We start from the raw sequence: 25017 nt of genomic DNA on the forward strand, positions 1-25017 counted from the left end.
GTCAGCCCTTGAGTTTAGGATCGAGCGTGTCACGCAGTGCGTCGCCAAGCAGATTAAATGCCAGCACGGTGATAAAGATCGCCAGCCCCGGAAATACGCTCATGTGCCAGGCACCGGCCATCATCATGCTACGGCTCATTGCCAGAATATTGCCCCATTCCGGCACGTCTGGCTCCGGGCCCAGTCCGATAAAACTCAGACCTGCCGCCGTCAGAATACTGGTGCCGATGCGCATAGTGAAATAGACAATCACGCTGGAGAGCGTGCCGGGCAGAATATGCCGCAGAATAATCACGCGGTCTGGCGCACCGGCACAGCGCACGGCTTCAACATAGGCAGCCTGCTTCAGAGAGAGCGTCGACGCCCGCACGATACGGGCAAATACCGGTACGCTGAAGACCGCAACCGCGATAATGACGTTGTTCAGACCCGTTCCCAGCAGCGCCACTACCGCAATGGCCAGCAACATGCCGGGAAACGCGAATAGGACGTCGGCACCGCGCATGATCAGCATATCGATCCAACCGCCGTAATAGCCCGCCAGTAAACCCAGCATCACCCCGACCAGCATGCCCATCGTCACGGACAGCACGCCGATATAGAGCGAGATACGCGCCCCATAGATAATGCGGCTGAGCAGGTCGCGCCCCAGCTCATCGGTCCCCATCCAGTGTGCCGTGGAAGGCGGCGACGACAGCGCCATCCAGTCCGGGACCATGGGATCCCAGGGTGCCAGCCAGGGGGCAAAAATCGCCACCACCATTAACAGCAGCACAAAACCACCAGAGACCAGCGCCAGCGGGTTACGCACAAAGGCATGCAGGAAATCACGCCACGGCGAACGAATGATCTGAGGCGGGTTTTCGGTCAGCGATTGACTACTCATTTCGGCTCCTGTCGCAGACGAATGGTCGGATTGACCACCGCGTAAAGCAGATCGACCAGCAGATTAATGACAATAAACTCAAACACGAACAGCATCACCAGCGCCTGAATCACCGGCTGATCCTGCGCTTTGATCGATTCAATCAGTAACCAGCCTAATCCCGGCCAGTTGAAAACACTCTCCACGACGATGGATCCGCCCAGCAGAAAACCGAACTGCAGACCCAGCATGGTAATCACCGGGATGAGCGCATTGCGCATCACATGTTTCCACGTCACCAGGCGGTTGCGCAGCCCTTTGGCTTTAGCGGTACGCACGTAATCTTCCTGCGCCACCTCCAGGAAGGCCGAACGGGTAAAGCGCGCCATGACCGCTGCCACCGATGAACCCAGCGTGATGGCGGGCAGAACAATATCGCTGGCCCTGTTAAAGCCGCTGACGGAGAACAGCCCGAAAGGCATCGCGACGAACTGGATCAGTAGCAGCCCCAGCCAGAAGGCCGGCATCGAAATGCCGCCGACCGCTACGCTCATCAGCGTCCAGTCCTGCCATTTCCCCCGTTTCAGGGCCGCCATCACGCCAAACAACAATCCGAGCATAACGGACCAGGTGAAACCCGCTAAGGCGAGCCACAGCGTCGGCATAAAGCCCTCCCTGATCACTTCCTGCACCGGTTGCTGGGTGCGATAGGTCGTGCCCAGATCGCCCTGCAACAGGCTGCCGATCCAGTGGATATACTGCTGCGGCAGCGGGTCGTTCAGCCCGAGATGCTGACGCGCCGCCTCGACCGCCTCAATGGGCGCATCCGGTCCGGCATAAATGCGCGCCGGATCGCCCGGCATGAGCTTGATAAAACCGAAAACCAGCAACGAGACCACCAGCAAAACCGGGATCATCTCCAGCAATCGGCGAAGGATGTATGCAAACATGCCATTCCCTGAAATGAGGTGCGACTGGCCTCCTCACGTCCCCGACCGGTTCCGGACAGGGGACGATGAAGAAGGAACCGTCTTATTTAAAGGACGCCTGAGTGAACAGCAAATTGCCGTCAGGCAGCATCGAAACGCCGCTCAGCGTGTTGCGCTTGCCCACCAGGTTGTCTGGCGTGCCAAGGAACGCCACCGGTGCCTCTTTCCACAACACCGTCTGCGCCTGTGCATAGGCGATGCCGCGCTTTGCCGGATCGGCGGTCGCCAGTCCGGCCGCAATCGCTTTGTCTGCATCCGGGTTGCTGAAGTAGGAGACGTTGTAGGAGGTCGGCACCCAGGATTCGGTGGCAAACAGCGGACGCAGCGCCCAGTCGGCGTCGCCTGTAGAGGTCGACCAGCCGCCATAATAGAGGTCAAACTCCGCCATTTTCGGATCCTTTACGCCCCACAGCTTCGCGTTGCGCGTGCCGGAATCCATCGGTGTTACGGTGGCACGAATGCCCACGGTGGCCAGCTGCGCTTTCAGCACCTGTGCGGCACGGACGCTGGCCGTGGCATTGGTCACCCAGAGCTTAAGATCCAGACCATTCGGATAGCCCGCGGCTTTGAGCAACGCTTTAGCCTCGTCCGGTGCATAGCGATAGTCAGGGTCGGTTTGTTTCTGATAAAACTGCACCCCTTCCGGCATCGCGGAGGTGGCCGGTTTGCCCAGTCCGGCAAAGGCCACTTTCAGCCACAGATTACGGTCAATCGCATAGTTGATGGCCTGACGCACCCGCACATCGGCCAGCGGCTTATGCTGCGTGTTGATCGCCATGTAGTAGAGATAGATGCTGGGGTCGCGCTGAATCGAAAGGTGACTGTCCTGCTTCACCGCCGCGATCAGGTCTGACGGCAATGGCCAGATGGCATCCACCTGCCCCGATTTTAACGCGGCGACGCGGGTCGCATCTTCCGGACTCGGCGAGAAGATCACATGGTCGACTTTAGGCCATCCCTGCTGCCAGTAACCATCATACTTTGCCAGAGTGACCGCTTTGCCCGGTGTCCAGTTGACGAATTTAAACGGACCGGTTCCCACCGGATGCAGCCGCAACTGCGCTTCGTCCGGATATTGCTTAAGAACGGACGGGCTCCACATCACCGCCGAAGGATGCGCCAGCGTGTTGATAAAGGCGCCGAACGACTGATTGAGATCGATTTTTACCTGGTCGGGTGCCAGCACCGTGACCTTATCGATCATCTTGTAGAGGCTGTTACGCTTCAGCCCTTTTTTCTGGTCTGCCAGCCGATCAAGGTTAGCTTTGACAGCGTCCGCATCAAACGGGGTACCGTCCTGAAAGGTGACGCCTTTGCGCAGCGTCAGCGTAAATTCGGTGGCACTGTCATTGGAGGTATAACCGGTCGCCAGCCAGGGCTGCAGCTTCATCTGCGGATCAAACTGGAACAGCCGCTCAAAGATGCCGCTCTGCACCGAGTAGCTGACATTATCCGAGGTGTCGTGCGGATCCAGTCCCGTAATATCGGCATACATGGAGATGCGCAGATCCTGTGCCTGCGCAGTCATGACCAGCGTCGTCGTCAATGCGAGGGCCAGCGAAGTACGGCGAAACAGCGTTTTCATATATTCTCCTGGGCGTTGAGGATAATTACAATGCAATGCCGTCAGCGACCCAGTGCAGGGGCGCAACCTGGCGATAACGGGGTTTAGTGACCGTTTCGCCCACCTTACGTAACGGCGAAGGGATTTCGCTGTCATCGAAAAGACGGGGCTGACGGTTCTCTGGATCGGCGACCGGCACGGAGGCCAGCAGACGCCGGGTATAGGGGTGTTGCGGCTGATTAAAGACCGACTGGCGCGGGCCAAGCTCGACAATCTGGCCGAGGTACATCACCGCGACGCGATTCGCAATGCGCTCGACGACCGCCATGTCGTGAGAGATGAAGATCCATGCCACGCCCGTCTGCTGCTGCAGGTCCATCATCAGATTCACCACCTGCGCCTGAATCGAGACGTCCAGGGCTGATACCGCTTCATCCGCAATAATCACTTTCGGTTTCAGCGCCATGGCGCGGGCGATGGCAATACGCTGACGCTGACCGCCAGAAAATTCGTGCGGATAACGACGCGCGTGCTCAGGCAGGAGGCCGACGCTCTTGAGCAGCGCATCGATCTGTGGAGAAGCCTGTTCAAGCGAAGAGACCATGCCATGTAGCAGCAACGGCTCGGCAATGGTGAACCCAACTGTCAGACGGGGATTCAGAGACGCATAGGGATCCTGAAACACCATCTGGATTTCACGGCGCAGCGGCTGGAACTCTGCCTCTTTCAGGTCAGAGATCTCCTTTCCTTCAAAATGAATGCTTTCAGCGTCACTGTTGATGAGGCGCATCAGCGCCCGTCCGGTTGTCGATTTGCCGCAGCCGCTTTCACCCACGATGGCCAGGGTTTCACCCGGCCACAGCGTGAAATCAATCTGCTCCACCGCATGCACATGATGCGTCAGGCCCGATAAAATGCCGCTGCGAATCGGGTAATAGACTTTCAGCCCACGCACATCCAGCAGCGGTGCCGTGTCATAGCGAGCGGTTTGCTGTTCGCTTTGCGCAGCATCCCGCGCACCAGGCAGAGGAAAGCGATGCGGCCATGCGTGCTCCCGCATATCGCCGAGTCTGGGTACGGCCGCCAGTAACGCTTTGGTATAAGCGTGCTGCGGGGAGGCAAAAATCTCAGACACGGTTCCCTGCTCGACCACTTCGCCACGCAGCATGACCACCACGCGATCGGCGATTTCCGCGACCACGCCCATATCATGGGTAATAAACAGCACCGCCATCTGTTTCTCACGTTGCAGCTCACGCAGAATATGGAGAATGCGCGCCTGTACGGTGACATCCAGCGCAGTGGTAGGCTCGTCGGCAATCAGAAGTTGCGGATCGCAGGCCAGCGCCTGCGCAATCATCACACGCTGCCGCATGCCGCCGGACAGCGAGTGCGGATAGCTTTTCATCACGCGGTCTACATCGGCGATACGCACCTGTCGCAGCAGTTCACGTACGCGGGCATGGGCCTGTTTTCTGTCGCACTGCTGATGATCGCGTAATGCCTCGGTGAGCTGATCGTCAATGCGCAGCACCGGATTCAGCGAGGTCATCGGCTCCTGAAAGATCATCGCCATTTCATTGCCACGCAACGTGCGGCGCTGTGCTTCGTCCAGGGTTTCTAACGCGTGCAGGTTTCCGCTGCGATCACGAAACTGCATGCTGCCGCGATCGACACGTCCATTGCCGGACAGCAGACCCATCACCGCCAGCGACGTGACCGATTTACCTGAACCGCTTTCACCCACCACGGCGACAATTTCACCCGGATTAATGGCAAAGCTGATGCCCTTGAGTGCCTGATTCTCACCGCTGCGTCCATGAAATGAGACGTTAAGGTCCTGAATCGCCAGCACGGGAGATGGCGAGGCCGCGCGGGTTGCCGGGGAAGTACGTTGTGTGTCCGTCATCGTCGCCTCAAAGTGTTATAGCCAGATACGGCCCTGGGAGTAGCTCAGAAAAGGAGAACTGTCGGCGGCAAGCCAGATGGGGCCGTCCAGATCAACGAATTCAGCGTTAACCGCGACGGGCAATGCCGCCTCCATCGCCAGTGACGAGCCCAGCATGCAACCGACCATGATGCGCATTTTGTGGACGCGGGCTTCTTCCACCATCGCCAGCGCTTCGGTCAGGCCACCGCACTTATCCAGTTTGATATTGACCATCTCGTAGCGGTCGCGTAATCCGGCAATATCCGCCCGCGTATGGCAGCTCTCATCGGCACAGACCGGTATGGGATGCTTAAAGCGTTGCAGGTCATGATCCTGCCCCGCGGGAAGGGGTTGCTCCACCATCGCGATGTTGAAGGTTTTCAGTGCCACCAGCAGGCTTTCCAGTTCCAGCCCCGACCAGGCTTCATTGGCATCGATAATGAGCGTGGCATGCGGTGCCGCCGCGCGGATCGCCGCCATTTTTTCCAGAATCTCACTGCGGTCGAGCTTAATTTTGAGCAGGATGGCACCACGTGAGACGGCATCTGCCGCCGCGATAGCCATGTTTTCCAGCGTATCAAGGCTAAGGGTCTCTGCCGTCACCACCGACGGTGGCTGAGCACATTGGCTCTTTTGCCACAGCGTCTGATTCGCCCGTGCGGCATCAAGTCGCCATAGCGCACAGTCCAGCACGTTGCGCGCAGAACCGGCCGGTAAGTGGTGTTGCAGATCGTGACGGCTCAGGCCCGATTCCACCTCAGTACGAATCGCTTCGAGCAGGGCCTGAACGCTGTCGGGCGTCTCATCGTAGCGGGCCGTCGGGGTACATTCGCCCTGCCCGATGAACCCGTTTTGTTCCAGCGTGACCCGGACGACCGTCACGGCGGTGCGGGTACCGCGTGCGATAGCAAAGGGTCGCGCCAGCGGCAGCTCCACCACCTCAATCTGCAACTGTCGCATTTCAGCCACGCTCCTGAAGCAGTGCGGCGATCTCATCAATACCAAAACGCACAGGATCCGTAGCCGGTAAGCCGAACTCCGCGCTGATTTCGGCGCAATAAGCGAGCGCCTCTTCTTCACTGTAACTGGAGGTGTTGATCGCAAAGCCCGCCAGCTGAACAGACTCACTGGTCACTTGTGCGGCACGCAGATTGGCTTCCACGCACGCCTGCAGGCTGACCATTGGCTGGTGTGGCAGATGACGCATATGAGGACGTCCCATTTCATGGCACATGACCAGCCAGTGTGGTTGCGCACCGTGCATCAGCCCCATGCTGACGCCCGCATAAGAGGGATGGAACAGCGAGCCCTGCCCTTCGACGATATCCCAGTGATCAGCGTCATTCGCCGGTGACAGCGCTTCTGCTGCACCGGCAATAAAATCAGCGATGACCGCATCCACAGCAATGCCCTCTCCTGCGACCAGAATGCCGGTCTGCCCCGTGGCGCGAAAATCAGCCTTCAGGCCGCGCGCACGCATCGCCGCTTCCAGCGCCAGGGAGGTGTACATCTTGCCTACTGAGCAGTCCGTGCCGACGGTCAGGATGCGCTTACCTGTGCGCTTCTTGCCGCTGCCAACATTAAGCGCCGGACGCATATGACGCAGGTCAAACAGCTCGACGCCAGAAGCCTGCGCCAGCGCGACCAGTTCCGGCTCATCCACCAGCCGATGGTGCAGACCACTGGCAACATTCATGCCTGCTTTGATGGCGCTTTTGATGGTTTCCAGCCAGTGCGCTGGCAGATAGCCGCCGGCATTGGCCGTACCCAGCACCAGGGTTTTCGCACCGCGCGCTTTGGCACCGGGAATATCCAGTTCATCCAGACCCAGACTGACCGTGCAGCCCGGCAGTTTAATTTCGCCAACGCACTGCTCAGGCCGCCAGATATGAATACCGCGCGCCGTTTTTGCCGCAAGGGGATCGGTAACATCGCCAAGAAAGAGTAAATAGGGTTGTGGGATTAGCATGTTGTCTCTCGTTTCAGCCAAAAGATCAGGTTCTGAAACCACTATTTCATGCGTTCTGAAAGGTGACGAATGCTTGTTTAGCAGGAGGGTATAACGGCAGGTTATAGCCAGAGGTAATAGTGATGATGGGTGGGTTTTTCAGGGGGTTTGGGACAGGGAATGAAGTAAATGGAGGGGTGGGTCATAGGAAAAAGATTGTGTTGGAGGTGGAGAGATGGATATGGGCAAGGGGAAAAAATGGCTTACGGAGTAACTGACGCCGGGCCGCTGGTGAGAGCATTCATGACGAATGCCAGCGACCCTGCCGGGTTATATCAGCGAATTACCTACTGAAATACAGGATGTCAGAATTAATCCGTTTCTTCCGGTGCAAGGTGAAACAGCTCTTCTGCCATCGAAAGAATTCTGTCTTTATCGACTATTTTATTAACCCATTCCTGAGGAATGCCTGACAGTCCATACAATGCGCCCGCTAGCTGACCTGCCGTCGCCGCTACACTATCAGCATCATCAGCAAGATTTGCCGCCAGCAGAATGGCATCTTTGAAATTGTCTGTATGCCAGACGGCCCATAATGCTGCTTCCAGGGTGTCGATGACATAGCCAGAAGAACGGATTTGATCACGATGCTTTTCTTTATATTCACCGGCATTGATGATCAATACACGTAATGTTGATCCCATAAGATGAGGAGCAAAGCTCTCACTCTTACTGTAACCATTTAAGATGTAATGAAGCATAACATTAAAAAAGCGACAGCTATCTATAGACTCTGCGGCACAATGTGTAGCCTCACTCTGTAGTATCGCATCTCGCCAACCGGCAATAAACGATTTCCTTCTGAAAATAGCAGTAGGTGCATGGCGAATTAATGCTGCATTCCCTGCAGTCTCAGGAGAAGTATTCCCCATCCAGGTTGGTCCATGAAGGACAAACTGCTCAAGTGCATAGCGCGTTGTATTACCTATATCAAAGCATACGCCATTAGAACTATTTGTCCCATCCTTATACCAGTTGAGTAGCTTTTGTCGGAACAATGTAATATCACATTTATTGCTTTCAATATAAGTTTCAGCGAGACACAGCGCCATTGAGGTGTCATCAGTCCACTCACCGGGTTTAAGAGAGAAAAGTCCCCCGCCAACCATGTCATCAACGCGAGCTTTATCTCTTGGCATAAATTCTAGCGTTGTGCCTATAGCGTCTCCAACCGCCAACCCCATTAAAGCGCCCTGACATTTATCTAATGCCTGTTCATCAGTAATTTTCTGAGGTAAAGATTTTGCCCATTCTGGCTTGAGAGCGTCCTCAGGTTTAGCGCGTAAAGGTTTTTGTTCATAAGACATTCTATTCATCAACTGCCGTGACGCCTGGGGTATTAAATGAGCGTAACGTCTGGCATAAATGAAAAGCACATCATCATCAGACCTAAGATCAATCATAGAACCTTCTTATAAATTTACATCCTCAACAAAATTGAAAGAACACAACCAAATGAAATTAAATAAACAGGAATAAATTTTATATCATCACCGCATTTTATTTACTTACGCTCTTATTAAACATAAATATATCAATACCCATTTAATTCCGGGGTTTTAAATATCTTTTTTTACGTTTTTCATATTCTGGATCGGTTTGATGAGGAAGGCTAACTTTTAGCCCAGCACCTATTTGAGAGGCAATATAATTTGCGTTTGAAAGATGTTTAGCAAGCTCTGGGTCAGTTGTATCAAACTCTTTGGAAGCCAGACTCCCCAGATTCATACTATGCAGAACACTTTTATCATTTTCTTCACCAGTTAATATTTTTTTACATAAACAAGCTGTTTCAGAGCAACCTGAAAAACTGTAAAATCAGGCTTATCTAAGGCTCTTTGATTAGTGATATCAATAGCATCGTTAATGTAGTCAAGAGCGGTATATTCTCCTTTATTTATCATAACCAAAATGTATCATTCTCGTTTGAGAGCAAAGGCAGATCTAAATTAAAAATTACTAGTCCCAACTTGTTTATATATAAAGACCAACCAAAAGCTCACTCTATAGTAACTTAATATAAAAAACCATTAGAATTAACCCTTAACACCAAAGTCAAGATAACCCTCTGCAGTAATAGCAAAACACCAATTCGCTCCCTCATCAAAAAAATAATGATGCTGAGGGATGTTATCTATTACATAGATCACAAAAGACAGGAATATTTTCGAACCAAGCGAAACTGCAAAATCAAGCGACGAGTCATTAACATAATAAATTATCTCACCCTCATTTATAAATTTATATAACCCACTTTCTTTAATGAATTCTTCAACTTCTTTTTCAATTTGGGTAGATTTGAAATCAATCGGCTTATCAATATGTAACTCCAAACACTTCCAGTCTATTTTTGAGCCTTTCCAATTAAACGACTCAGAGAGCACATCAGCAATTGGCTCCCATTCATTAATTATTGTTGGCTTGGGATGAAAATTATCCATCGCCAACAATACCTCTTGCTCTAAATTCATTTTCCTCTCCACGACTTTGACGGTAAGTTAAACAATTTTTATAGTCTTTTCACTGATGATTCTGTCGCTTCAAAAAGATAGTGTTCACCTTTTTCTTTTCCACTGAATACATTTATATGAGCGCCGCTACGCTCGTCATACTCGATTCTAAATCCAGTTTTGCCGTCAGCGGTTGTCATTCCTACAGGCTTGCCTTTAGTAGCGCCGAATTTTCCAGTATTAACTTTCTCAGCCTTAAAGCCTCTTTCTTCAAGCCATTTTAATGCTTTGTTTCTAGCTTGTTCGTAACTATCTTTACATCTACTCAACCCCAGCGGATCCACCCAGCTCAGCGGATTCGGCGCATACTGATAAAGGTTAACCCCGCCAGCAAGCCCTATCGGATCCTGGCTCACAAACCTGCCCGCATCCGGATCATAATAGCGAAAGCGGTTATAGTGCAAACCTGTTTCCGCATCGAAATACTGACCCTGATAGCGCAGCGGCTGCCAGACCGGTTCTGCATTCTCCACTGCGGCCTGCTCTGTGCGCAGCGTATTACCCCAGGCACGATAGACGGCACGCCAGACCACACTGCCATCAGCACCGGTCAGCTCTCGTGGCAGACCAGACACATCGTTGTGATACCAGTTAACCTGAGCTTCATGCTCCGTCTCGCCCTGCTGCAGACTGATCTGCGCCAGGGGAGCAAAGCTGTCATCCTCGTGAATCCGGAGGTGCTGACGCGAGCCTCTCACCTCACTCAGCAGGCGATTGCCTTCCCAGATAAAGCGCGTGATACCAAAAGCATCGCGTTTCCAGCTTCGACGTCCAAACGCATCATAGCCGTAGGTGGTTCGCTGCTCGCTTCCGTTTCGGATGCTCAGCGATTCGGTCAGCTGATGTTCAGCGTTTATCTTCATAAACCCTGAGTCGGTTATCCTGGTGTCACGATGCTGCTGATCCTCAACGATCTCAGCATGGCCTCGTTGCATGAGGAAGTGGCCCGCTACGTTCAGAAGAAACGGGACATATTACCGGGAAGTCGCTGACTGAGATGAGATTTGAGGTCGGTCAAAAGGAAACCATGAAGGTTGAATATGGGTGACTGATTCTGACCGCAGACAGCTAAAATTAAAAAGACAGAAGGATCGTTAAGATCGCTTCCGTTTTATTATTCATTCTCAATTTCGTTTATCCAGTGGCGAAGATCATCATCCGTATATAAAAAATCCCGATCTGAAGAAGGTAAATCCACAGCTCCTAGCAATTTTAAGTATTTTAAAATAATGGGATCTTCTAATCTTAATGAGTCATCATCAAAAATATTAAATGCCCATTCAGACACATCATCTCTCTTAGCATTACCTGCCAATATATCTGATATTTTATCAATTATATCAATACGTTGAATTTTAATACTCAAAAATCACCTCCTTCCTTTATAATTGCCATCAATATCAAATATATGATGGTTCTTCTCATGAGTAACAGGTTTTGGAGCCACACTTCTTATATTTTCAGCATGGTCTACCGTTTCATACCATGTACGTTTATTACCTGTAGAAGGATCCCATTCTCTGACTAACCTAGCACCTTTCATCTCACCTGGGTTTCGAGATGGTTTTATGTCGTCATAAAAACGATAACGGCCATTCTGTAATTTTTTTACGCCCCCAGCACCATATTTTTCATGTTGGGTATAATAATCTTTAAGCTTCTGATAGTCCGCTGCATTGTGAGCACTATTATCTTTCCCTGCCGAACATTTAGTAAGACCCAGCGGATCCACCCAACTCAGCGGATTCGGCGCATACTGATAAAGGTTAACCCCACCAGCAAGCCCTATCGGATCCTGGCTCACAAACCTGCCCGCATCCGGATCATAATAGCGAAAGCGGTTATAGTGCAAACCTGTTTCCGCATCGAAATACTGACCCTGATAGCGCAGTGGCTGATAAACCGGCTCTGTATTCTCCACTGCGGCCTGCTCTGTGCGCAGCGTATTACCCCAGGCACGATAGACAGCACGCCAGACCACACTGCCATCAGCACCGGTCAGCTCTCGTGGCAGACCAGACACATCGTTGTGATACCAGTTAACCTCAGCTTCATGCTCCGTCTCGCCCTGCTGCAGACTGATCTGCGCCAGGGGAGCAAAGCTGTCATCCTCGTAAATCCAGAGGTGCTGACGCGAGCCTCTCACCTCACTCAGCAGGCGATTGCCTTCCCAGATAAAGCGCGTGATACCAAAAGCATCGCGTTTCCAGCTTCGACGTCCAAACGCATCATAGCCGTAGGTGGTTCGCTGCTCGCTTCCGTTTCGGATGCTCACCGATTCGGTCAGCTGATGTTCAGCGTTCCAGATAAACCGCTGGTCTGTGTGGCGGCCACTCTGTTTGCGCGTCACATTACCAAAGCCGTCATAGGTCCAGCGTTTATCTTCATAAACCCTGAGTCGGTTATCCTGCAGGGGCTGCGCCTGCGAATCACTCAGCAGATTGTGTGCCGGATCAAAGGTGAAATGCTCATCACGTGCCCGCGTCATCCGTCCCAGGGCGTCATATTCGTAGCGATAATCGCCCGTGTATTTGTCCGTCATCTGCGTCAGCTGGCCATCGTGCCGCCAGACATACTCGCGTGCCACCGCTGACTGCGCGCCACGGCCAGCACGCTGGCTTATCAGCCTTCCCATCTCGTCGTGCAGATATTCACTGGTGATTGCGCCCTGGGTGCGATGCACTTCACGGTGCATAACGTCACGTTCGCTTTCACTGATGACCCGGTTACCAAAGTTAACCTGGACCCGATGTCCGCTGCCGTAGTAAAAATGCTTTAGTTCCCGCCCATCCGGTAAGATAGTGTGCGTCCGGTTACCCAGCTCATCATAGCTGTGGCGCAGTTCGTAACGGTGACCCCGAACCAGCGTCCGCTCAGCGAGTAACTGCCCGGCATCGTCCCATTCCAGCTCAGAGCGACCGCCGTGATTGACACCTGCAGTCAGGCGTCCCAGTGCATCGTAACGATAGCGGGTACGTTGCCATGTGGCATCTCCACCGCGCGACACCAGTTTCTCCAGCAATCGCCCGGCGGGATCCCGTTGGTAGTAGGAGTGGATTACCTGCCCGCTGCCATCGCCTTCTTCAATACGAGCCAGCGGCCAGCCACTGTCATCATATTTATAACGCGTTTTACAACCATCAAACCCGCGCTCCTCCACCCGGTTATTCCGGGCATCGTAGCGAAAGGTATATCGCGCACCGTTCTCATTAATCAGTATGGTCAGGCGACGGGCCAGATCGTATTCGTAGCCAATGCTGTGGCCGAGTGCATCAGTGCGTGATAGCGGCAAGCCATCAGCAGCCAGCGTCCAGCGCGTAACCTGCCCCAGAGGATCCTGCCAGGAAATCAGACGTTTCCAGCGGTCAAACTCAAAGCTTTCCGTTCCACCATCGGCATGCACAATACGCTGGGGCAGGCCATTCCATTGGTTATAGAACCGGGTATGATTTCCTGCCGCATCCGTCTGCTGCTTCATCCAGCCATATTTGTCATAGTCAAATGTCGATGTGCGACCTGAGCAATCGGTATGACTGATAAGAAAGTTGGCCTGGTTCCAGCATAACGTTTGTATGCCCGCCGCAGCATCACGTACCCTGACCAGATTGCCACGGTCATCATGGTTGTATTCTGTAATGCGTCCTATCTCATCCGAAAAACGGATTAAGTTTCCTGCTGAGTCGTAGATAAATTCACGTGTGCCGCCCAGCATGTTGATCACACGAACCGGCGTGTTCCAGCGTTCGTGATAATCAAAACGTGTAGTCTGACCATCTGGCTCAATGATGGCCGTACAGTTGCCGCGTTCATCATAGCGGTAGCGTGTAATTCGGCCGCTCTGGTCGGTGAGTTGTGTCATCTGACCGCGGGCATTACGTCTGATACGAATATGCCCTTCCATCGCATCCTGATAGCCAACCAGTTCCTTATTGTCGTCAAAGTCATAGCGTGTCACGCGTCCCAGTGCATCAGTGACCGTTGTAGTCTGACTGCTATATTCAAAACGCCATTCCCCGCCGAGGCTGTCGCGATGTGCCAGTACCTTTCCTTCAGGAGCATAGGTGTCATAGTGATAAAAACACTCCATTTCGCCCGCGCGGCGATGCGCCACCATAATATGGTTACGGTACCGGAATTCACGCAGCACCTCGTTGAGCTCATTGCGCACGGTAATCAGGTCACCCTGAGGTGAATAATCGTAGCGGCACAGAATTTCGGCATTCAGAGGATCAGACGGATAACAGACGCTGACGCTGGTGATACGGAAAAAAGCGCTCCCCGTGTCCGATTCAAACTGAGAGAAGTTGATATTAAAACGACGTCCGGCGCTGTCTTCAATCTGCACCGGCAGATGCAGAATGTTGTAACGAATAATAAGGCGGTTGCCGTGACGGTCGCTGATGGCGGATAGCAGCCAGCGGTCAGATTCAGCTTTATGTGTAAAGTGCCAGTGCTGACTTTCATCTGCGTCGGAAATGCAGAATTCCTCTGCCTGTGGCTGTGAGATATAGAGTTGTTCGTAACGATGAAGTTGTGGCCTGCGTCCTGTATCAGGATAAGGAAACTCTATTTCGCGCCCCTGCTCATCGATCAATATCAGCAGATGATTTTTCTTACGCACTTCCTGTGAGATGGGCAGTGACCAGCCCTGTCCCAGCCAGCCATTGCCGATTTCATCGGAAAAATAGTAGCGTTGCCAGTTAAGAGGGACCGAGGCTGGAAAAGAGAAATCATTATCTTCAGGGCCGAACAGCAGTTTGATACCCAGTACAGGGTTAACCGGACTGCCAATCGCCATATCGACTTGCGGCAGAGGCCTTGCCGGAATTTTGCACGGCTCAGTCTTTTTCTGCGCATGTCCTTTGTCACTGCCTCCCTTTTCGCTACCCGCTTTCTTAGCGCTGATAGCTTCATTAGCTTCTTTTTTAGCGGCTTTAGCTTCAGCTTTAGCGGCGGTTGTTTCAGCTTTGACGGCTGCTTTTTCTGCCAGTTCAGCACCTTCTTTTACAATACCCTTGCCCACTTTCGCGGCTTCTACTGCTTTACCAGCCTTTGCTGCCAGCTTACCGGCTTTAAACGCTGCCCCACCACCGGGTACAAAGTTAGCCGCCGCCGATGCAGCTGAAAGTGCTGCGTTACCATAATCGCCTTCTGCGGTGTAAATTGCAGCATTCGCGCCATCAGCCACCGTGCCGACAATTGGAACTGCGCCTAACACGTCCAGACCGGTATGAACCCAGTCGCCATAACTGCTCCACCAGCTTTTCTTTTTCGGCGGGTTGGCACTGCCCGCCGCCACATGGCCTTGTGGCGCAGGCGCATATTGTAATTTACCAATCGTATTTCCGGTTGCCATTGGAGCTCCGTGCGAATATTTACAGGATGAAGAATAAAGGTATTGATAAAACGAATTTAGCCGGAAATTAGATGATCACATCAGGCGGCGCGATAATATGAAAAGTCAGCCCAGTCTGCATTTAATCATTGCGGGAGCGAGGTGAGAATAAAAGCGCAGTAACCAGAGTTTGCCACAAAGGCTAGCCGATGCAGAATCAAAGAACTTATTCCGAATAGTGACAGTGACGCTGTTTTTGTAGTCTGACTATAGTGGTATGGGTTAGTTGCACTAAAATAGTCTGACGATTTTAGTGCAACTAACCCATACCACTCAGCCTGTCCCAAAACCCTATCGGTTTGCTTGTGCCAGCGCTTTTATCTCTTTCAACTTATCAATAGCTTTTACATTATCTTTATTTGTATTACTCATTACTTTATCCAGTAGCTGATTAAAAGTTACATTGTTAACATCAGTAATATTTGCATCGGCGCCATGATTGAGAAGGTATTCAACCTGATCATATTGTTGACCATACAGACCTTGAAAAATTGCCGTTTGACCTAAGCTATCTTTTGCATTGACATCAGTACCAATCTCTACAAGATATTTCAGAGTCGGGAAGGCTTTTTCATTAGTTGCATAAAATATTATCGGCGTGCTGTCAAATCTCGCATTTTTATCCATCCCTCCTTTAATCAATGCTTTGACAAAAGCAGGATCTGAATATCCCGCTGTGTTACTTGCCACAGAACCCATATCGGCAACGTATTGAACAGGATCGGCGCCATGCTTTACCAGAACACTCATTACATTGAGTCTGTTAACGTCCTTTTTTGAAGCTTCACTGAGGGCATAATACAAAAGCGTCAAATCCTTCTCGCCAGGTTTATTAAGATCAGTCTGCGTTGATAACTTTTCCACCTCATCAACATTACCATCTTCAATTGCCTGCGCGAGTTGTAACTGACTGCCTGAGAAATATTCTTCCGGATGGATCTTTTTCATATCACCACAAGCCTGTAATGTTAAAAACGAAAATAAAAAAGGCAAAAAAATCATCTTTCTTAGAATGTTCAAATTTTTCCTCCTGTAATCGTTGCTATATCGTGGCTCTTTTCTAACTCCAGACAATGTATCACCTGCTCCATGCCGTGCAACGTGACAGGATTGCCTTCTCCGCCGGATAGATTGTGCCTGATACCTACAGAGTCAGGCGCCTTTCCTGCAATATAAGCTTTTAACATAGCCAGCCCTGGCCCATACTTCATTCCAAACTCCAGCAACCTTCCAGGACTATTCTCCTGAACATCAGTCAGTATCTCTCCTTTCACTCTGAATGCATCGATATTCTTTGCATCCCCGGAACCCGGTGAACCGGAATATCGTGAGACAGTATTCTGGTTTAATCCTGCAGCATTAAATGTCCATCCTTTAACCTTCCCCGCTTCTGACGCAGAAGATGCTAACCCACCGCCCAGAGAGTGCCCTACAACATCAACGTTATCCGCTGTAGATAAACGCGAGCCGATCTTAACCGCCTGACTATAATAGCCCGTTTCTTTGTCAACTCCCTGATTGAAATTCGCCTTCCAGTCTTCAATCTCACTCTGCCTTGTACCTCGGAAAACGACAGATGTTTTCATATCATCACCAAATACAGCCGGATCCGGCGCATAAACTCTGGCTCTGAACCCCGGAGCCCCGTCAGCAATAAGATTTTCAGGTTTCAAATTTATTTTACTTAATGCCTCTGAATCATTACTTATATCAGTCCATCCTTCAGGCATACCGGGAGTTGGTTCCGATGGATCTCCTCCATCATAAATCACTGAGGCTAAACGAGCTTTTTCAACGGCGGTGTTATCCAGTTCGAGACGATTTGCTGCAGCCTGCACATCCTTGTTGCTACTGCTCTTTCCTAATTCAATCAGATGCTTACGATATTTCCATCGTTGACTTTTGGACATTCCGAGCATGCCTGGCAAGAAACTGCCATTCATGAAAAACATATCCTGAACTCTGATAATTCTGAAACCGCCTATGTTGGTATCAGGACTGTGTTCAATCGGCCAACAATTGCCCTCCACCGTTCCGCTGGTAACACCCTTGTTAGTTCCTGCTGCATCTCCAATCGTTTTGGGCACAAAACTTTGATTGAATACAAAGGCAGGATGCCCATTAAATTTGACAGAATTGATTGTGGACGCAGATGAGCCAAGCGTGGTCTGTACAGGATAGGGGACGGGAGATTGCGATCCCGGCGTAAAACAAAGGTCAGGTGCCATGCCTACTACTTTGTATGCACCATCTTTACGGGCAGCGTAATTTTCAGCCATTCGTTTTCACCTGGTGTAATTTCGCCAACAGACTCGGTGGTAACGGCACAAACTGGCGTGAAGCAGAGTGACTATTATGGCTTGCGGCAAGCTCCAGCTGTTGCTGGCGTTGTTCCGCTTTGATGAAACGCAGTTCGGTCATGGCCGGCTCCATAAGTTCCGAAATTACAGTACGATAGCTACAATGTACTTTTCGCTCATTCAGGTCGATAACCAGCGTATCAAGGACCATATCTTTTGCCACTCCAGCCCCTTTCTCCGTGGTAATAAAGACAAAAAGTGACTCCACGGGGACCTGCAAATGAATTTGCTGATTCTCAATCTCACGGGATGAAATAAAATAACGCAGCGTTACAGGTACACTTTTGAGTGGTTCCGGTAGGGGAAATTGCATTAAGGGATGCGCGCCATTCCAGTAAGCAAAGTTAAAATCCTGCGGCAGCAAAGGATGACGGTCTTTTCGCCATTTTTCATCGTAGCGTCCAGCCAGTTCAATCCTTCCTTGCCAGCCCCGTCCAAAAAAGCCAAAACCCGCAGGTGATGACTGTTGATCAATTTTTTGTACTGGCTGTGTTGGCCACTCGATCTGTGGGGCAGTCAGGCGCTGGGCTTTCAGGTTTTTCAGTACTTCGGGAGGATACCATCCCATCCCAACACTGTTTACCGGAGAGGCAATAATTTTTTCACCTTCTGAAGAGTAGAATCCCCCCGCGGCGTATTCATAGCGAAGATCCAGCGATGTTATCGGTTGAGATTCACTCAGCTGCCAGGTCGCAATCATCTTTCGCCATTCACGCGGCCCATTAATTTTGATGAGACGGGTAAAATCCCCTAACTGAACGCCAGCGGTAAAACTTTTTACTGGCTTATCTTCAGGTGCCCAGGCCGTCGCATTAATGACCACATCCATACGTGGTTTATAGGGGGCCAAATCGCTTTCAAATCGGACACTACTCCGGCCCTGCTCAGCGAAATAGCTGTCCTGCTCAACCAGCTCACCCTGATCCTCACAGAAAACCAGTTCGCCACTTTTTATATCCAGATCATAGCTAAGACGGGCAACGACTGTTGAAAAGCCGTGGTCGTGTTGATCTAAGGAATCAAAGAGTAATGCAGGAAAGGCTGTTAAATTGGCAAAGTTTTCCATAATCAGTTGATGTCTATCTGTGTTCCGTCGATATCAATCACCTTCTCACCAACCAGCTTGATTTTATTCGCGCTGATGGTAATGGTGCCATTCTGCTCAAGCACAATCATCGATTCGCCACATACCAGGGTGATTTTGTCTTCCGCACTGAACTCTGCATTTGTTCCGGCAGAAAGTGCGATATCCCGCCCGGCATTGAGCGAATATTTCATAGCGACATTGTGCATCTGCATTGCGCCGACATTAGTCATCCAGCCAGCGCCGACATTGAGCACATAGGCTGCCCCGATATTTGTGTTCTGCGCCAGGCCGACATTGAGCATTGATGCCAGAGCAATCGTTTCAGTTTTCGCCTGATCCACTTTCAGTGTCTGATTGCCATTTATCGTTACCGACTGATTCTGGCCAATCCGCACTTTCTCATTCTGATCGACCGTTTCGGTGCGATTGCTATGCACGGTGATGGTTTCATTACCATCCACCGTCTCAGTGCGGTTCTGATGAACAGTAATGGTTTCATTCTGATCGACTGTTTCAGTGCGGTTTTTCTTCACCTCGGTGGTTTCATTGCCGCCGATGGTTTTGGTCCGGTTGCTGCCAACACTGTGGGTTTCATTGTTTTCCACCTCAGTGTCCATGTTCTTTTCAGCATGCAGCCAGACCTGTTCCTCACCCGCCTTATCCTCAAACCTCAGCGCGTTCGCGGTGTCCGCCGTGCCATCCTTCGACCGGCTCAGAAAACCCATCTGCGTCGCTGCCGCTGGCAGCGCCCACGGCGGCATGCTTGCCTCGTTATACACGCGGCCGATGATCAGCGGACGATCCGGGTCGCCGTTAATAAAGTCCACCACCACTTCGTCGTTAACACGCGGGATCTGCACCCCGCCGAACCCCTGACCGGCCCAGGCGCTGGAGACGCGCACCCAGCAGGAGCTGGTGTCGTCGCCCTTCGCCAGCCGGTCCCAGTGAAACTTCACCTTTACCCGGCCATAGCGGTCGGTCCAGATCGACTCACCTTTCGGCCCGACCACCTTCGCGGTCTGAGGGCCGTGCGTTTTCGGCCACGGCGTCTCCGGCGGCGTGCGGTACGTCACCGACGACGGCAGCACCGTGAAGCTGATGTTGTGGCGGCTGTCGCCGGTATCGCCACTGGCGTAACTGTTCTCGGCGAAGTCATAGGTTGCTGAAGTGACCAGGTACTCGCCGTTGTCGCTGAAGTGCGGAGCGTTAATGATGGAGAAGGTAAAGCCCGGCGTGATGCCGGTGGCCGTGCCCGACCCGCTGACGCTGTGGTGCTCGGCCTGCCACACCTCCTGGCGGATGCGCGCGTAAGACTCACCGTGGCTGTGGTCGACAAAGTGACCCGGCCAGTCATAAACGTCCACCGAGCCCGGCACCGGCGACGCCGGGTTCTGCCGCGCCTGCAACATCCACGCGTTCGGCTTGCGGAAGTCGTAGTCGTCGGTACTGTAGATGCCCGGCGTCACGCTCTCGGCCAGCGACCACTGGCTGATGCCCTCTTCCGTGACCACCCCGCCCGACGGGGTGACGTGATAGGCGATGGTCTCATAGCCCGGAAACGCCTGATGCTGGTCCGGCGCGTCGCACAGCACCAGCGTATGCTTGTCCGCCTCGTGGCGGAAGAAGTAGTAAATCCCCTCCAGCTCCATCAGGCGGCTGATAAAGTCCAGGCTGCTCTCCTGATACTGCACGCAGTACTCCCACACCCGGTAGTTACCCGCCAGCCGCGTCTCAACGTTGACCGCGTACTCCTTCAGCAGCGTCTGCACAATCTGCGGCACCGTCTGGCTCTGGAAGATGCGCAGGTTGCGGTCACGCCGCATCGGCCACAGGTCCGGCTCGACCGTCAGCTGGTAGACCGCGTAGCGCGTGCCGCTCAGCTCCTGGCTGCGCACCGCCACCCGGGTGATTTTGCCGTTGAGGTAGCGCGGACTCAGCGCGCTCATCAGGCCATCGGTCGGCAGCGAAAAGGTGACCGGCTTGCCCAGCAGGGCGTGACGGTCGATGCGCGCGTCGGTGGCCAGCAGTTCGGCGGTGAGTACAAACGGACGGGACAGCGTCTCGGTGCCCGTGAGCGTATGGAACAGCAGGCCGTCCGCCGGCAGCTGTGCAGTAATGCGTGAGAACATAAGTAATCCCTGACTATTAACTGTGTGGATCGAGTAACCAGACGCCTTCTTCGCTGATGTTCAGCGTTTGCTGGCGGGTGCCACTCTGGCCACTAATGGCAAAGGTGTAGTTACCCGGTGCCAGCTGCAGCGTGGCAAAGCCGTTCACCGCAGGGACCAGCGCCTGAGGCTGACCGTTGACCTGAACGCGTTCACCCTGCTGCAGACGGATATAGACCTGGGCGACCGGCGCGGGTGGCGGTGCCGGTTGTGGATCGGGTTCACGTGCGGCGGTCTGCGCAGGCTCAGCAGTCTGAGCCGGGGCGCTGGCAACGGTATCCGGCGGGGTGTCAGGCTGCGTCGGTGGCGCAGCCACCGGCTGGTTAACTGGTGCAACGGTGACGGCAGGCGCGCTGTTTTGCGCGGTCTCAGCCGGCGCCGTCTGTTCATCACCACGCGACATCAGCAGACCGGCGCACAGACCCACCAGCACGCCCGCGGCCACCAGGCCCGGCAGTGCAAAGCGGTGTCCCAGCAGCGTTTTCAGCGGCGAGGCGGGCGGGATGACCGCCTCCTCTTCAATCGGCACCAGCATGGTACCCGGCCCGCTCATTTTTGCGCTGAGCAGCGGTTCCGGTTCGCGCTCCGGCAGCGCCATCAGCACCGCAAAATCATCAATGCTCTGCGGACGATCTTCCGGTTTCAGCGCCAGCGCGCGATCCACGGCGCTGAGCAGCGCGGTGGAGTAGCCCGCCAGACGACGCTGCACCAGCGGCTGATAGTTATCTTCGATGCTGCGCACCACGCTCACCGGCGGTGGCGCACCGGTAATCAGCGTATGCAGCACCGCGCCCAGCGCGTAGATATCGGTCCACGCGCCCTGCTCGCTCTCGTCGTTGTCGCTGTACTGCTCAATCGGCGCATAGCCGGGACGCAGCATAGTCTCGCTCTCATCCGACAGGTTGCCGATGGTTTTACGCGCCGACCCGAAGTCCAGCAGGATTGGCTCGCCGCTGCTCTGGATCTGGATGTTATCCAGCGAGATATCGCGATGCAGATAACCCGCTTCATGGATGGTTTTAATCGCGCCCAGCAGCGGCGGCAGCATGCGACGGATCCAGGCCTCATTCACCGACTGCGGATTACGTTCGCGGAAGTTCGAGAGCGTGGTGCCGCTGTAGAACACCGTGCCCATGTAGGCGGTGTCGTTCTGCACCCAGAAACGCAGGACATGCAGCAGGTTCGGATGGTTAAAGCGCGCCAGCAGCCGCGCCTCCTGAATAAAGCTGTTCAGGCCGGCGTGAAAGGTTTTGCTGAACCGCTCGCTACGCAGCACCAGATTCAGGTCATCGCTGCGCACCGCCAGCGAGGCGGGCATAAATTCTTTAATGGCGATATCACGCTCAAGCTGGTGATCCCAGGCGCGATAGACGATGCCAAAGCCGCCACCGCCGATGACCTCTTTGATTTCAAACTCATTGAAGCGGTAACCCAGCGGCAAGGCGTTGGGGACATTCAGGGGTTGATCATGTTCCGACATATTCGAAAACTCTCTGATGACTAGGCTTTAAACAGCGAACTGGCAGACAAATTCGCCCTGCTCACAACGCACCTCAACGCGGCGATAGCGCTCATCGCGGGCGTGGGCGCTCAGCAGTATCTGGCTCATCTGCGGCAGCAGTGTGTTGGTGAGGATGGCATCGACCATGCGACCGCCCGACTCCACCTCGGTGCAGCGCTGCACGATCTGGCTGACCACTGACTCGTCGATCTGCGCCTCAATGCCGTGGTTGTCGGCCAGACGACGCACAATGCGCGCCAGCTGCAGCCGCACGATCTCAGCCAGCATGTCATCGCTGAGCGGGTAATACGGCACCACCAGCAGACGACCCAGCAGCGCAGGCGGGAACACCTCCAGCAGCGGCTTACGCAGTGCGGTACTCAGGGCATCGGGATCCGGCATCAGTTCAGGATCGGCGCACATGGCGCTGATCAACTGCGTGCCGACGTTCGAGGTCAGAATAATGATGGTGTTGCGGAAATCGATGTGGCGGCCTTCGCCATCCTCCATCCAGCCTTTGTCGAACACCTGGAAGAACAGCTCATGCACATCCGGATGGGCTTTCTCAATCTCATCCAGCAGCACCACGCTGTAAGGCCGACGGCGAACGGCTTCGGTCAGCACGCCGCCCTCGCCGTAGCCGACGTAGCCCGGCGGGGCACCTTTCAGCGTCGAGACGGTGTGCGCCTCCTGAAACTCGCTCATGTTAATGGTGATGATGTTCTGCTCGCCGCCATACAGCGACTCGGCCAGCGCCAGCGCGGTCTCGGTTTTACCGACACCGGAAGGGCCGCACAGCATAAAGACGCCTGCGGGCTTGTTGGGGTTGTCGAGACGCGCGCGCGTGGTGCGAACCCGTTTCGCGATCAGCTCCAGACCGTGACGCTGACCGATGACGCGCTGGTTCAGGGTATCCGCCAGATTCAGGACGGCGTCGATCTCATTCTTCACCATCCGGCCCAGCGGAATGCCGGTCCAGTCCGACACCACGGCCGCTACCACGCCCGCATCGACAGCGGCAAACAGCAGCGGCGTGTCGCCCTGCAGCGCAGTCAGTTGCTGCTGTGTCGCATCGCGCTGTTCACGCAGCGCCACATCCTCTTCAGTCACACAGCGGGCGCGCAGCGTAATCAGGGTCTCAACCAGTTCGCGCTCCTGCAGCCAGCGCTCCTGCAGTGCATCGCGTTCGGCTTCCAGGGCAGTGCGCTCTCCGGCAATCGCCTGCTGGCGGGTGACGTCACCGAGGCCGACTTTAATTTCTCGTTCAATGATCTCTGCTTCAATCTCCAGCGCGGCCAGACGGTGCAGGCAATCTTCCAGCGCCGCAGGCTGCGCACCCTGACTGACCGCCACGCGGGCGCAGGCGGTATCCAGCAGCGCCACGGCTTTATCGGGCAGCTGGCGCGCCGGAATGTAGCGATGCGACAGTTTCACCGCTGCACTGACCGCATCATCCAGCAGCAGCACCCGATGGTGTTTCTCCAGCGCGCTGACGGTGCTGCGCAGCATCAGAATCGCTTTGGCTTCATCCGGCTCCTGCACCTGCACGGTCTGGAAGCGACGGGTCAGCGCCGGGTCTTTCTCGATGTACTTTTTATATTCGGCCCAGGTGGTCGCGCCGATGGTGCGCAGCTGGCCGCGCGCCAGCGCCGGTTTCAGCAGGTTGGCGGCATCGCCGGTGCCCTGCTGACCGCCCGCGCCGACCAGGGTGTGGATCTCATCGACAAACAACACAATCGGCGTCGGGCTGGACTGCACCTCATTGATCAGCGCCTGCAGCCGTGCTTCGAACTCCCCTTTCATCCCGGCACCCGCCTGCAGCAGGCCGATATCCAGTAGCCAGAGCTGCACATCGCGCAGCGGCGCAGGCACATCGCCCGCCGCGATACGCAGCGCGAGGCCTTCGACCACCGCGGTTTTGCCGACACCCGCTTCGCCGGTCAGCAGCGGATTGTTCTGACGGCGACGCATCAGAATATCCACCATCTGACGGATCTCATCGTCACGGCCGGTCACCGGATCGATGCGGCCTTCACGTGCACGTGCGGTCAGATCCTGACCGTACTGCTCCAGCGTGCTGCCGCTGGCGGCAGGCGGTGCGCCAGCGGCATCCGCCGGTGCGATCATCGCCTGCTGCGCTTCTTTGCTGTTGCTGAGCAGCGTATCGAACTGCTCCAGCAGGGCATCGGCGTTGACGCGGCTGAACTGGCCGGAGATGCCTTTCAGTACGCTGGCCAGGTTGAAGGTTTTCAGCATGCCGATCAGCAGATGGCCGCCGCGAATGCGGGTCGCGCCATATTTCAGCGAAGCATAAACCCATGCCCGCTCCACGGCGCTGTCGATATGCTCGGAGAGGTCAGAGACCGCACTGGCACCGCGCGGCAGACGATCCAGCGCGGCAACGATGTCCTGAGTCAGGGCCTTTTCATCCAGTGAAAAATGTGTGATGACCTGCTGTAAGTCGCCATCCTGCTGCTGCATCAGCTGATGCAGCCAGTGCACCAGTTCAACATAGGGATTGCCGCGCAGTTTGCAAAAGGCGGTGGCGCTTTCCAGCGAGGTAAATAACAGCGTATCCAGTTTGCCGAATAGCACGGCACGGCTGATTTCTGACATAGGGGGCTCTCTTCAATGAAAGAC

The 25017-nt window shown here is 53.9% G+C and carries 16 protein-coding genes and 2 pseudogenes; all 18 read right to left on the bottom strand.

All coding sequences use genetic code 11. From position 1 onward, the window contains the following. Position 1: 1 nt before the first annotated feature. The 18 genes and pseudogenes from EGO56_RS11130 to tssH all read right to left on the bottom strand — a co-directional run bounded on the left by EGO56_RS11130 (position 2) and on the right by tssH (position 24993). Entirely contained in the window at positions 2–886 is an 885-nt protein-coding gene (locus EGO56_RS11130) for an ABC transporter permease subunit (protein ID WP_135909104.1), read from the bottom strand. Continuing rightward, the gene (locus EGO56_RS11135; protein WP_135909106.1) at positions 883–1815 is read right to left on the bottom strand and encodes an ABC transporter permease; all 933 of its coding nucleotides are present in this window, start codon (positions 1813–1815) and stop codon (positions 883–885) included. Before EGO56_RS11135 ends, EGO56_RS11130 begins: the two co-directional genes overlap by 4 nt. Before the next feature lie 82 nt (positions 1816–1897). Further along, positions 1898–3439, bottom strand: coding sequence for a glutathione ABC transporter substrate-binding protein (locus tag EGO56_RS11140; protein ID WP_135909109.1), 1542 nt, complete (start codon positions 3437–3439; stop codon positions 1898–1900). Positions 3440–3464: 25 nt separating this feature from the next. Beyond that, on the bottom strand, positions 3465–5327 hold the full coding sequence (locus EGO56_RS11145) for an ABC transporter ATP-binding protein (RefSeq protein WP_135909111.1): 1863 nt from the start codon (positions 5325–5327) through the stop codon (positions 3465–3467). Between the two features lie 15 nt (positions 5328–5342). Next, positions 5343–6308 (bottom strand): N-acetyl-D-Glu racemase DgcA, encoded by a 966-nt coding sequence (dgcA, locus tag EGO56_RS11150; RefSeq protein ID WP_135909113.1) that lies wholly within the window; start codon positions 6306–6308, stop codon positions 5343–5345. A gap of 1 nt (position 6309) precedes the next feature. Further along, positions 6310–7317 carry an N-acetyltransferase DgcN gene (gene dgcN, locus EGO56_RS11155; RefSeq protein WP_135909114.1) on the bottom strand — a complete coding sequence of 336 codons (1008 nt, stop codon included), beginning with the start codon at positions 7315–7317 and terminating at the stop codon, positions 6310–6312. Positions 7318–7667: 350 nt separating this feature from the next. Next, entirely contained in the window at positions 7668–8759 is a 1092-nt protein-coding gene (tri1, locus tag EGO56_RS11160; RefSeq protein WP_135909116.1) for an ADP-ribosylarginine hydrolase Tri1, read from the bottom strand. Between the two features lie 142 nt (positions 8760–8901). Continuing rightward, positions 8902–9260: pseudogene (locus EGO56_RS22695) on the bottom strand (immunity protein Tsi6 family protein). A 132-nt stretch (positions 9261–9392) separates the two neighbouring features. Continuing rightward, positions 9393–9827 carry a type IV secretion protein Rhs gene (locus tag EGO56_RS11170; RefSeq protein ID WP_238348968.1) on the bottom strand — a complete coding sequence of 145 codons (435 nt, stop codon included), beginning with the start codon at positions 9825–9827 and terminating at the stop codon, positions 9393–9395. 38 nt (positions 9828–9865) lie between these two features. After that, positions 9866–10720 (bottom strand): annotated as a pseudogene (locus EGO56_RS11175) (RHS repeat domain-containing protein); the annotation flags it as partial. A gap of 260 nt (positions 10721–10980) precedes the next feature. Beyond that, positions 10981–11232, bottom strand: a complete 252-nt coding sequence (locus EGO56_RS11180) for a hypothetical protein (RefSeq protein WP_135909118.1) — start codon at positions 11230–11232, stop codon at positions 10981–10983. A 3-nt stretch (positions 11233–11235) separates the two neighbouring features. Then, complete coding sequence (locus EGO56_RS11185) at positions 11236–15222, bottom strand: RHS repeat-associated core domain-containing protein (protein ID WP_238348973.1); 3987 nt, start codon at positions 15220–15222, stop codon at positions 11236–11238. A 330-nt stretch (positions 15223–15552) separates the two neighbouring features. Continuing rightward, complete coding sequence (locus EGO56_RS11190; RefSeq protein WP_238348975.1) at positions 15553–16281, bottom strand: ankyrin repeat domain-containing protein; 729 nt, start codon at positions 16279–16281, stop codon at positions 15553–15555. Continuing rightward, positions 16278–17540 (bottom strand): Tle-like phospholipase domain-containing protein, encoded by a 1263-nt coding sequence (locus EGO56_RS11195; RefSeq protein ID WP_135909129.1) that lies wholly within the window; start codon positions 17538–17540, stop codon positions 16278–16280. Before EGO56_RS11195 ends, EGO56_RS11190 begins: the two co-directional genes overlap by 4 nt. Next, positions 17533–18687, bottom strand: coding sequence for a DUF2169 family type VI secretion system accessory protein (locus EGO56_RS11200; protein WP_135909131.1), 1155 nt, complete (start codon positions 18685–18687; stop codon positions 17533–17535). The genes EGO56_RS11195 and EGO56_RS11200 overlap by 8 nt, the downstream gene beginning before the upstream one ends. Positions 18688–18689: 2 nt before the next feature. Then, positions 18690–20837, bottom strand: a complete 2148-nt coding sequence (locus tag EGO56_RS11205; RefSeq protein ID WP_135909133.1) for a type VI secretion system Vgr family protein — start codon at positions 20835–20837, stop codon at positions 18690–18692. 16 nt (positions 20838–20853) lie between these two features. Next, on the bottom strand, positions 20854–22356 hold the full coding sequence (locus EGO56_RS11210) for a serine/threonine protein kinase (RefSeq protein ID WP_135909135.1): 1503 nt from the start codon (positions 22354–22356) through the stop codon (positions 20854–20856). Positions 22357–22383: 27 nt separating this feature from the next. Continuing rightward, positions 22384–24993, bottom strand: a complete 2610-nt coding sequence (gene tssH, locus EGO56_RS11215) for a type VI secretion system ATPase TssH (protein ID WP_135909137.1) — start codon at positions 24991–24993, stop codon at positions 22384–22386. Positions 24994–25017: the final 24 nt, after the last annotated feature.

It is taken from the genome of Pantoea vagans (genome assembly GCF_004792415.1).
Lineage (GTDB): Bacteria > Pseudomonadota > Gammaproteobacteria > Enterobacterales > Enterobacteriaceae > Pantoea > Pantoea vagans.

Coding starts and splice junctions, on each gene's coding strand:
- EGO56_RS11135 (WP_135909106.1), bottom strand. CDS start 1,815: ATGTTTGCATACATCCTTCGCCGATTGCTGGAGATGATCCCGGTTTTG.
- tssH (WP_135909137.1), bottom strand. CDS start 24,993: ATGTCAGAAATCAGCCGTGCCGTGCTATTCGGCAAACTGGATACGCTG.
- EGO56_RS11170 (WP_238348968.1), bottom strand. CDS start 9,827: ATGAATTTAGAGCAAGAGGTATTGTTGGCGATGGATAATTTTCATCCC.
- tri1 (WP_135909116.1), bottom strand. CDS start 8,759: ATGATTGATCTTAGGTCTGATGATGATGTGCTTTTCATTTATGCCAGA.
- EGO56_RS11145 (WP_135909111.1), bottom strand. CDS start 5,327: ATGACGGACACACAACGTACTTCCCCGGCAACCCGCGCGGCCTCGCCA.
- dgcA (WP_135909113.1), bottom strand. CDS start 6,308: ATGCGACAGTTGCAGATTGAGGTGGTGGAGCTGCCGCTGGCGCGACCC.
- EGO56_RS11205 (WP_135909133.1), bottom strand. CDS start 20,837: ATGTTCTCACGCATTACTGCACAGCTGCCGGCGGACGGCCTGCTGTTC.
- EGO56_RS11200 (WP_135909131.1), bottom strand. CDS start 18,687: ATGGAAAACTTTGCCAATTTAACAGCCTTTCCTGCATTACTCTTTGAT.
- EGO56_RS11185 (WP_238348973.1), bottom strand. CDS start 15,222: ATGGCAACCGGAAATACGATTGGTAAATTACAATATGCGCCTGCGCCA.
- EGO56_RS11195 (WP_135909129.1), bottom strand. CDS start 17,540: ATGGCTGAAAATTACGCTGCCCGTAAAGATGGTGCATACAAAGTAGTA.
- dgcN (WP_135909114.1), bottom strand. CDS start 7,317: ATGCTAATCCCACAACCCTATTTACTCTTTCTTGGCGATGTTACCGAT.
- EGO56_RS11210 (WP_135909135.1), bottom strand. CDS start 22,356: ATGTCGGAACATGATCAACCCCTGAATGTCCCCAACGCCTTGCCGCTG.
- EGO56_RS11130 (WP_135909104.1), bottom strand. CDS start 886: ATGAGTAGTCAATCGCTGACCGAAAACCCGCCTCAGATCATTCGTTCG.
- EGO56_RS11140 (WP_135909109.1), bottom strand. CDS start 3,439: ATGAAAACGCTGTTTCGCCGTACTTCGCTGGCCCTCGCATTGACGACG.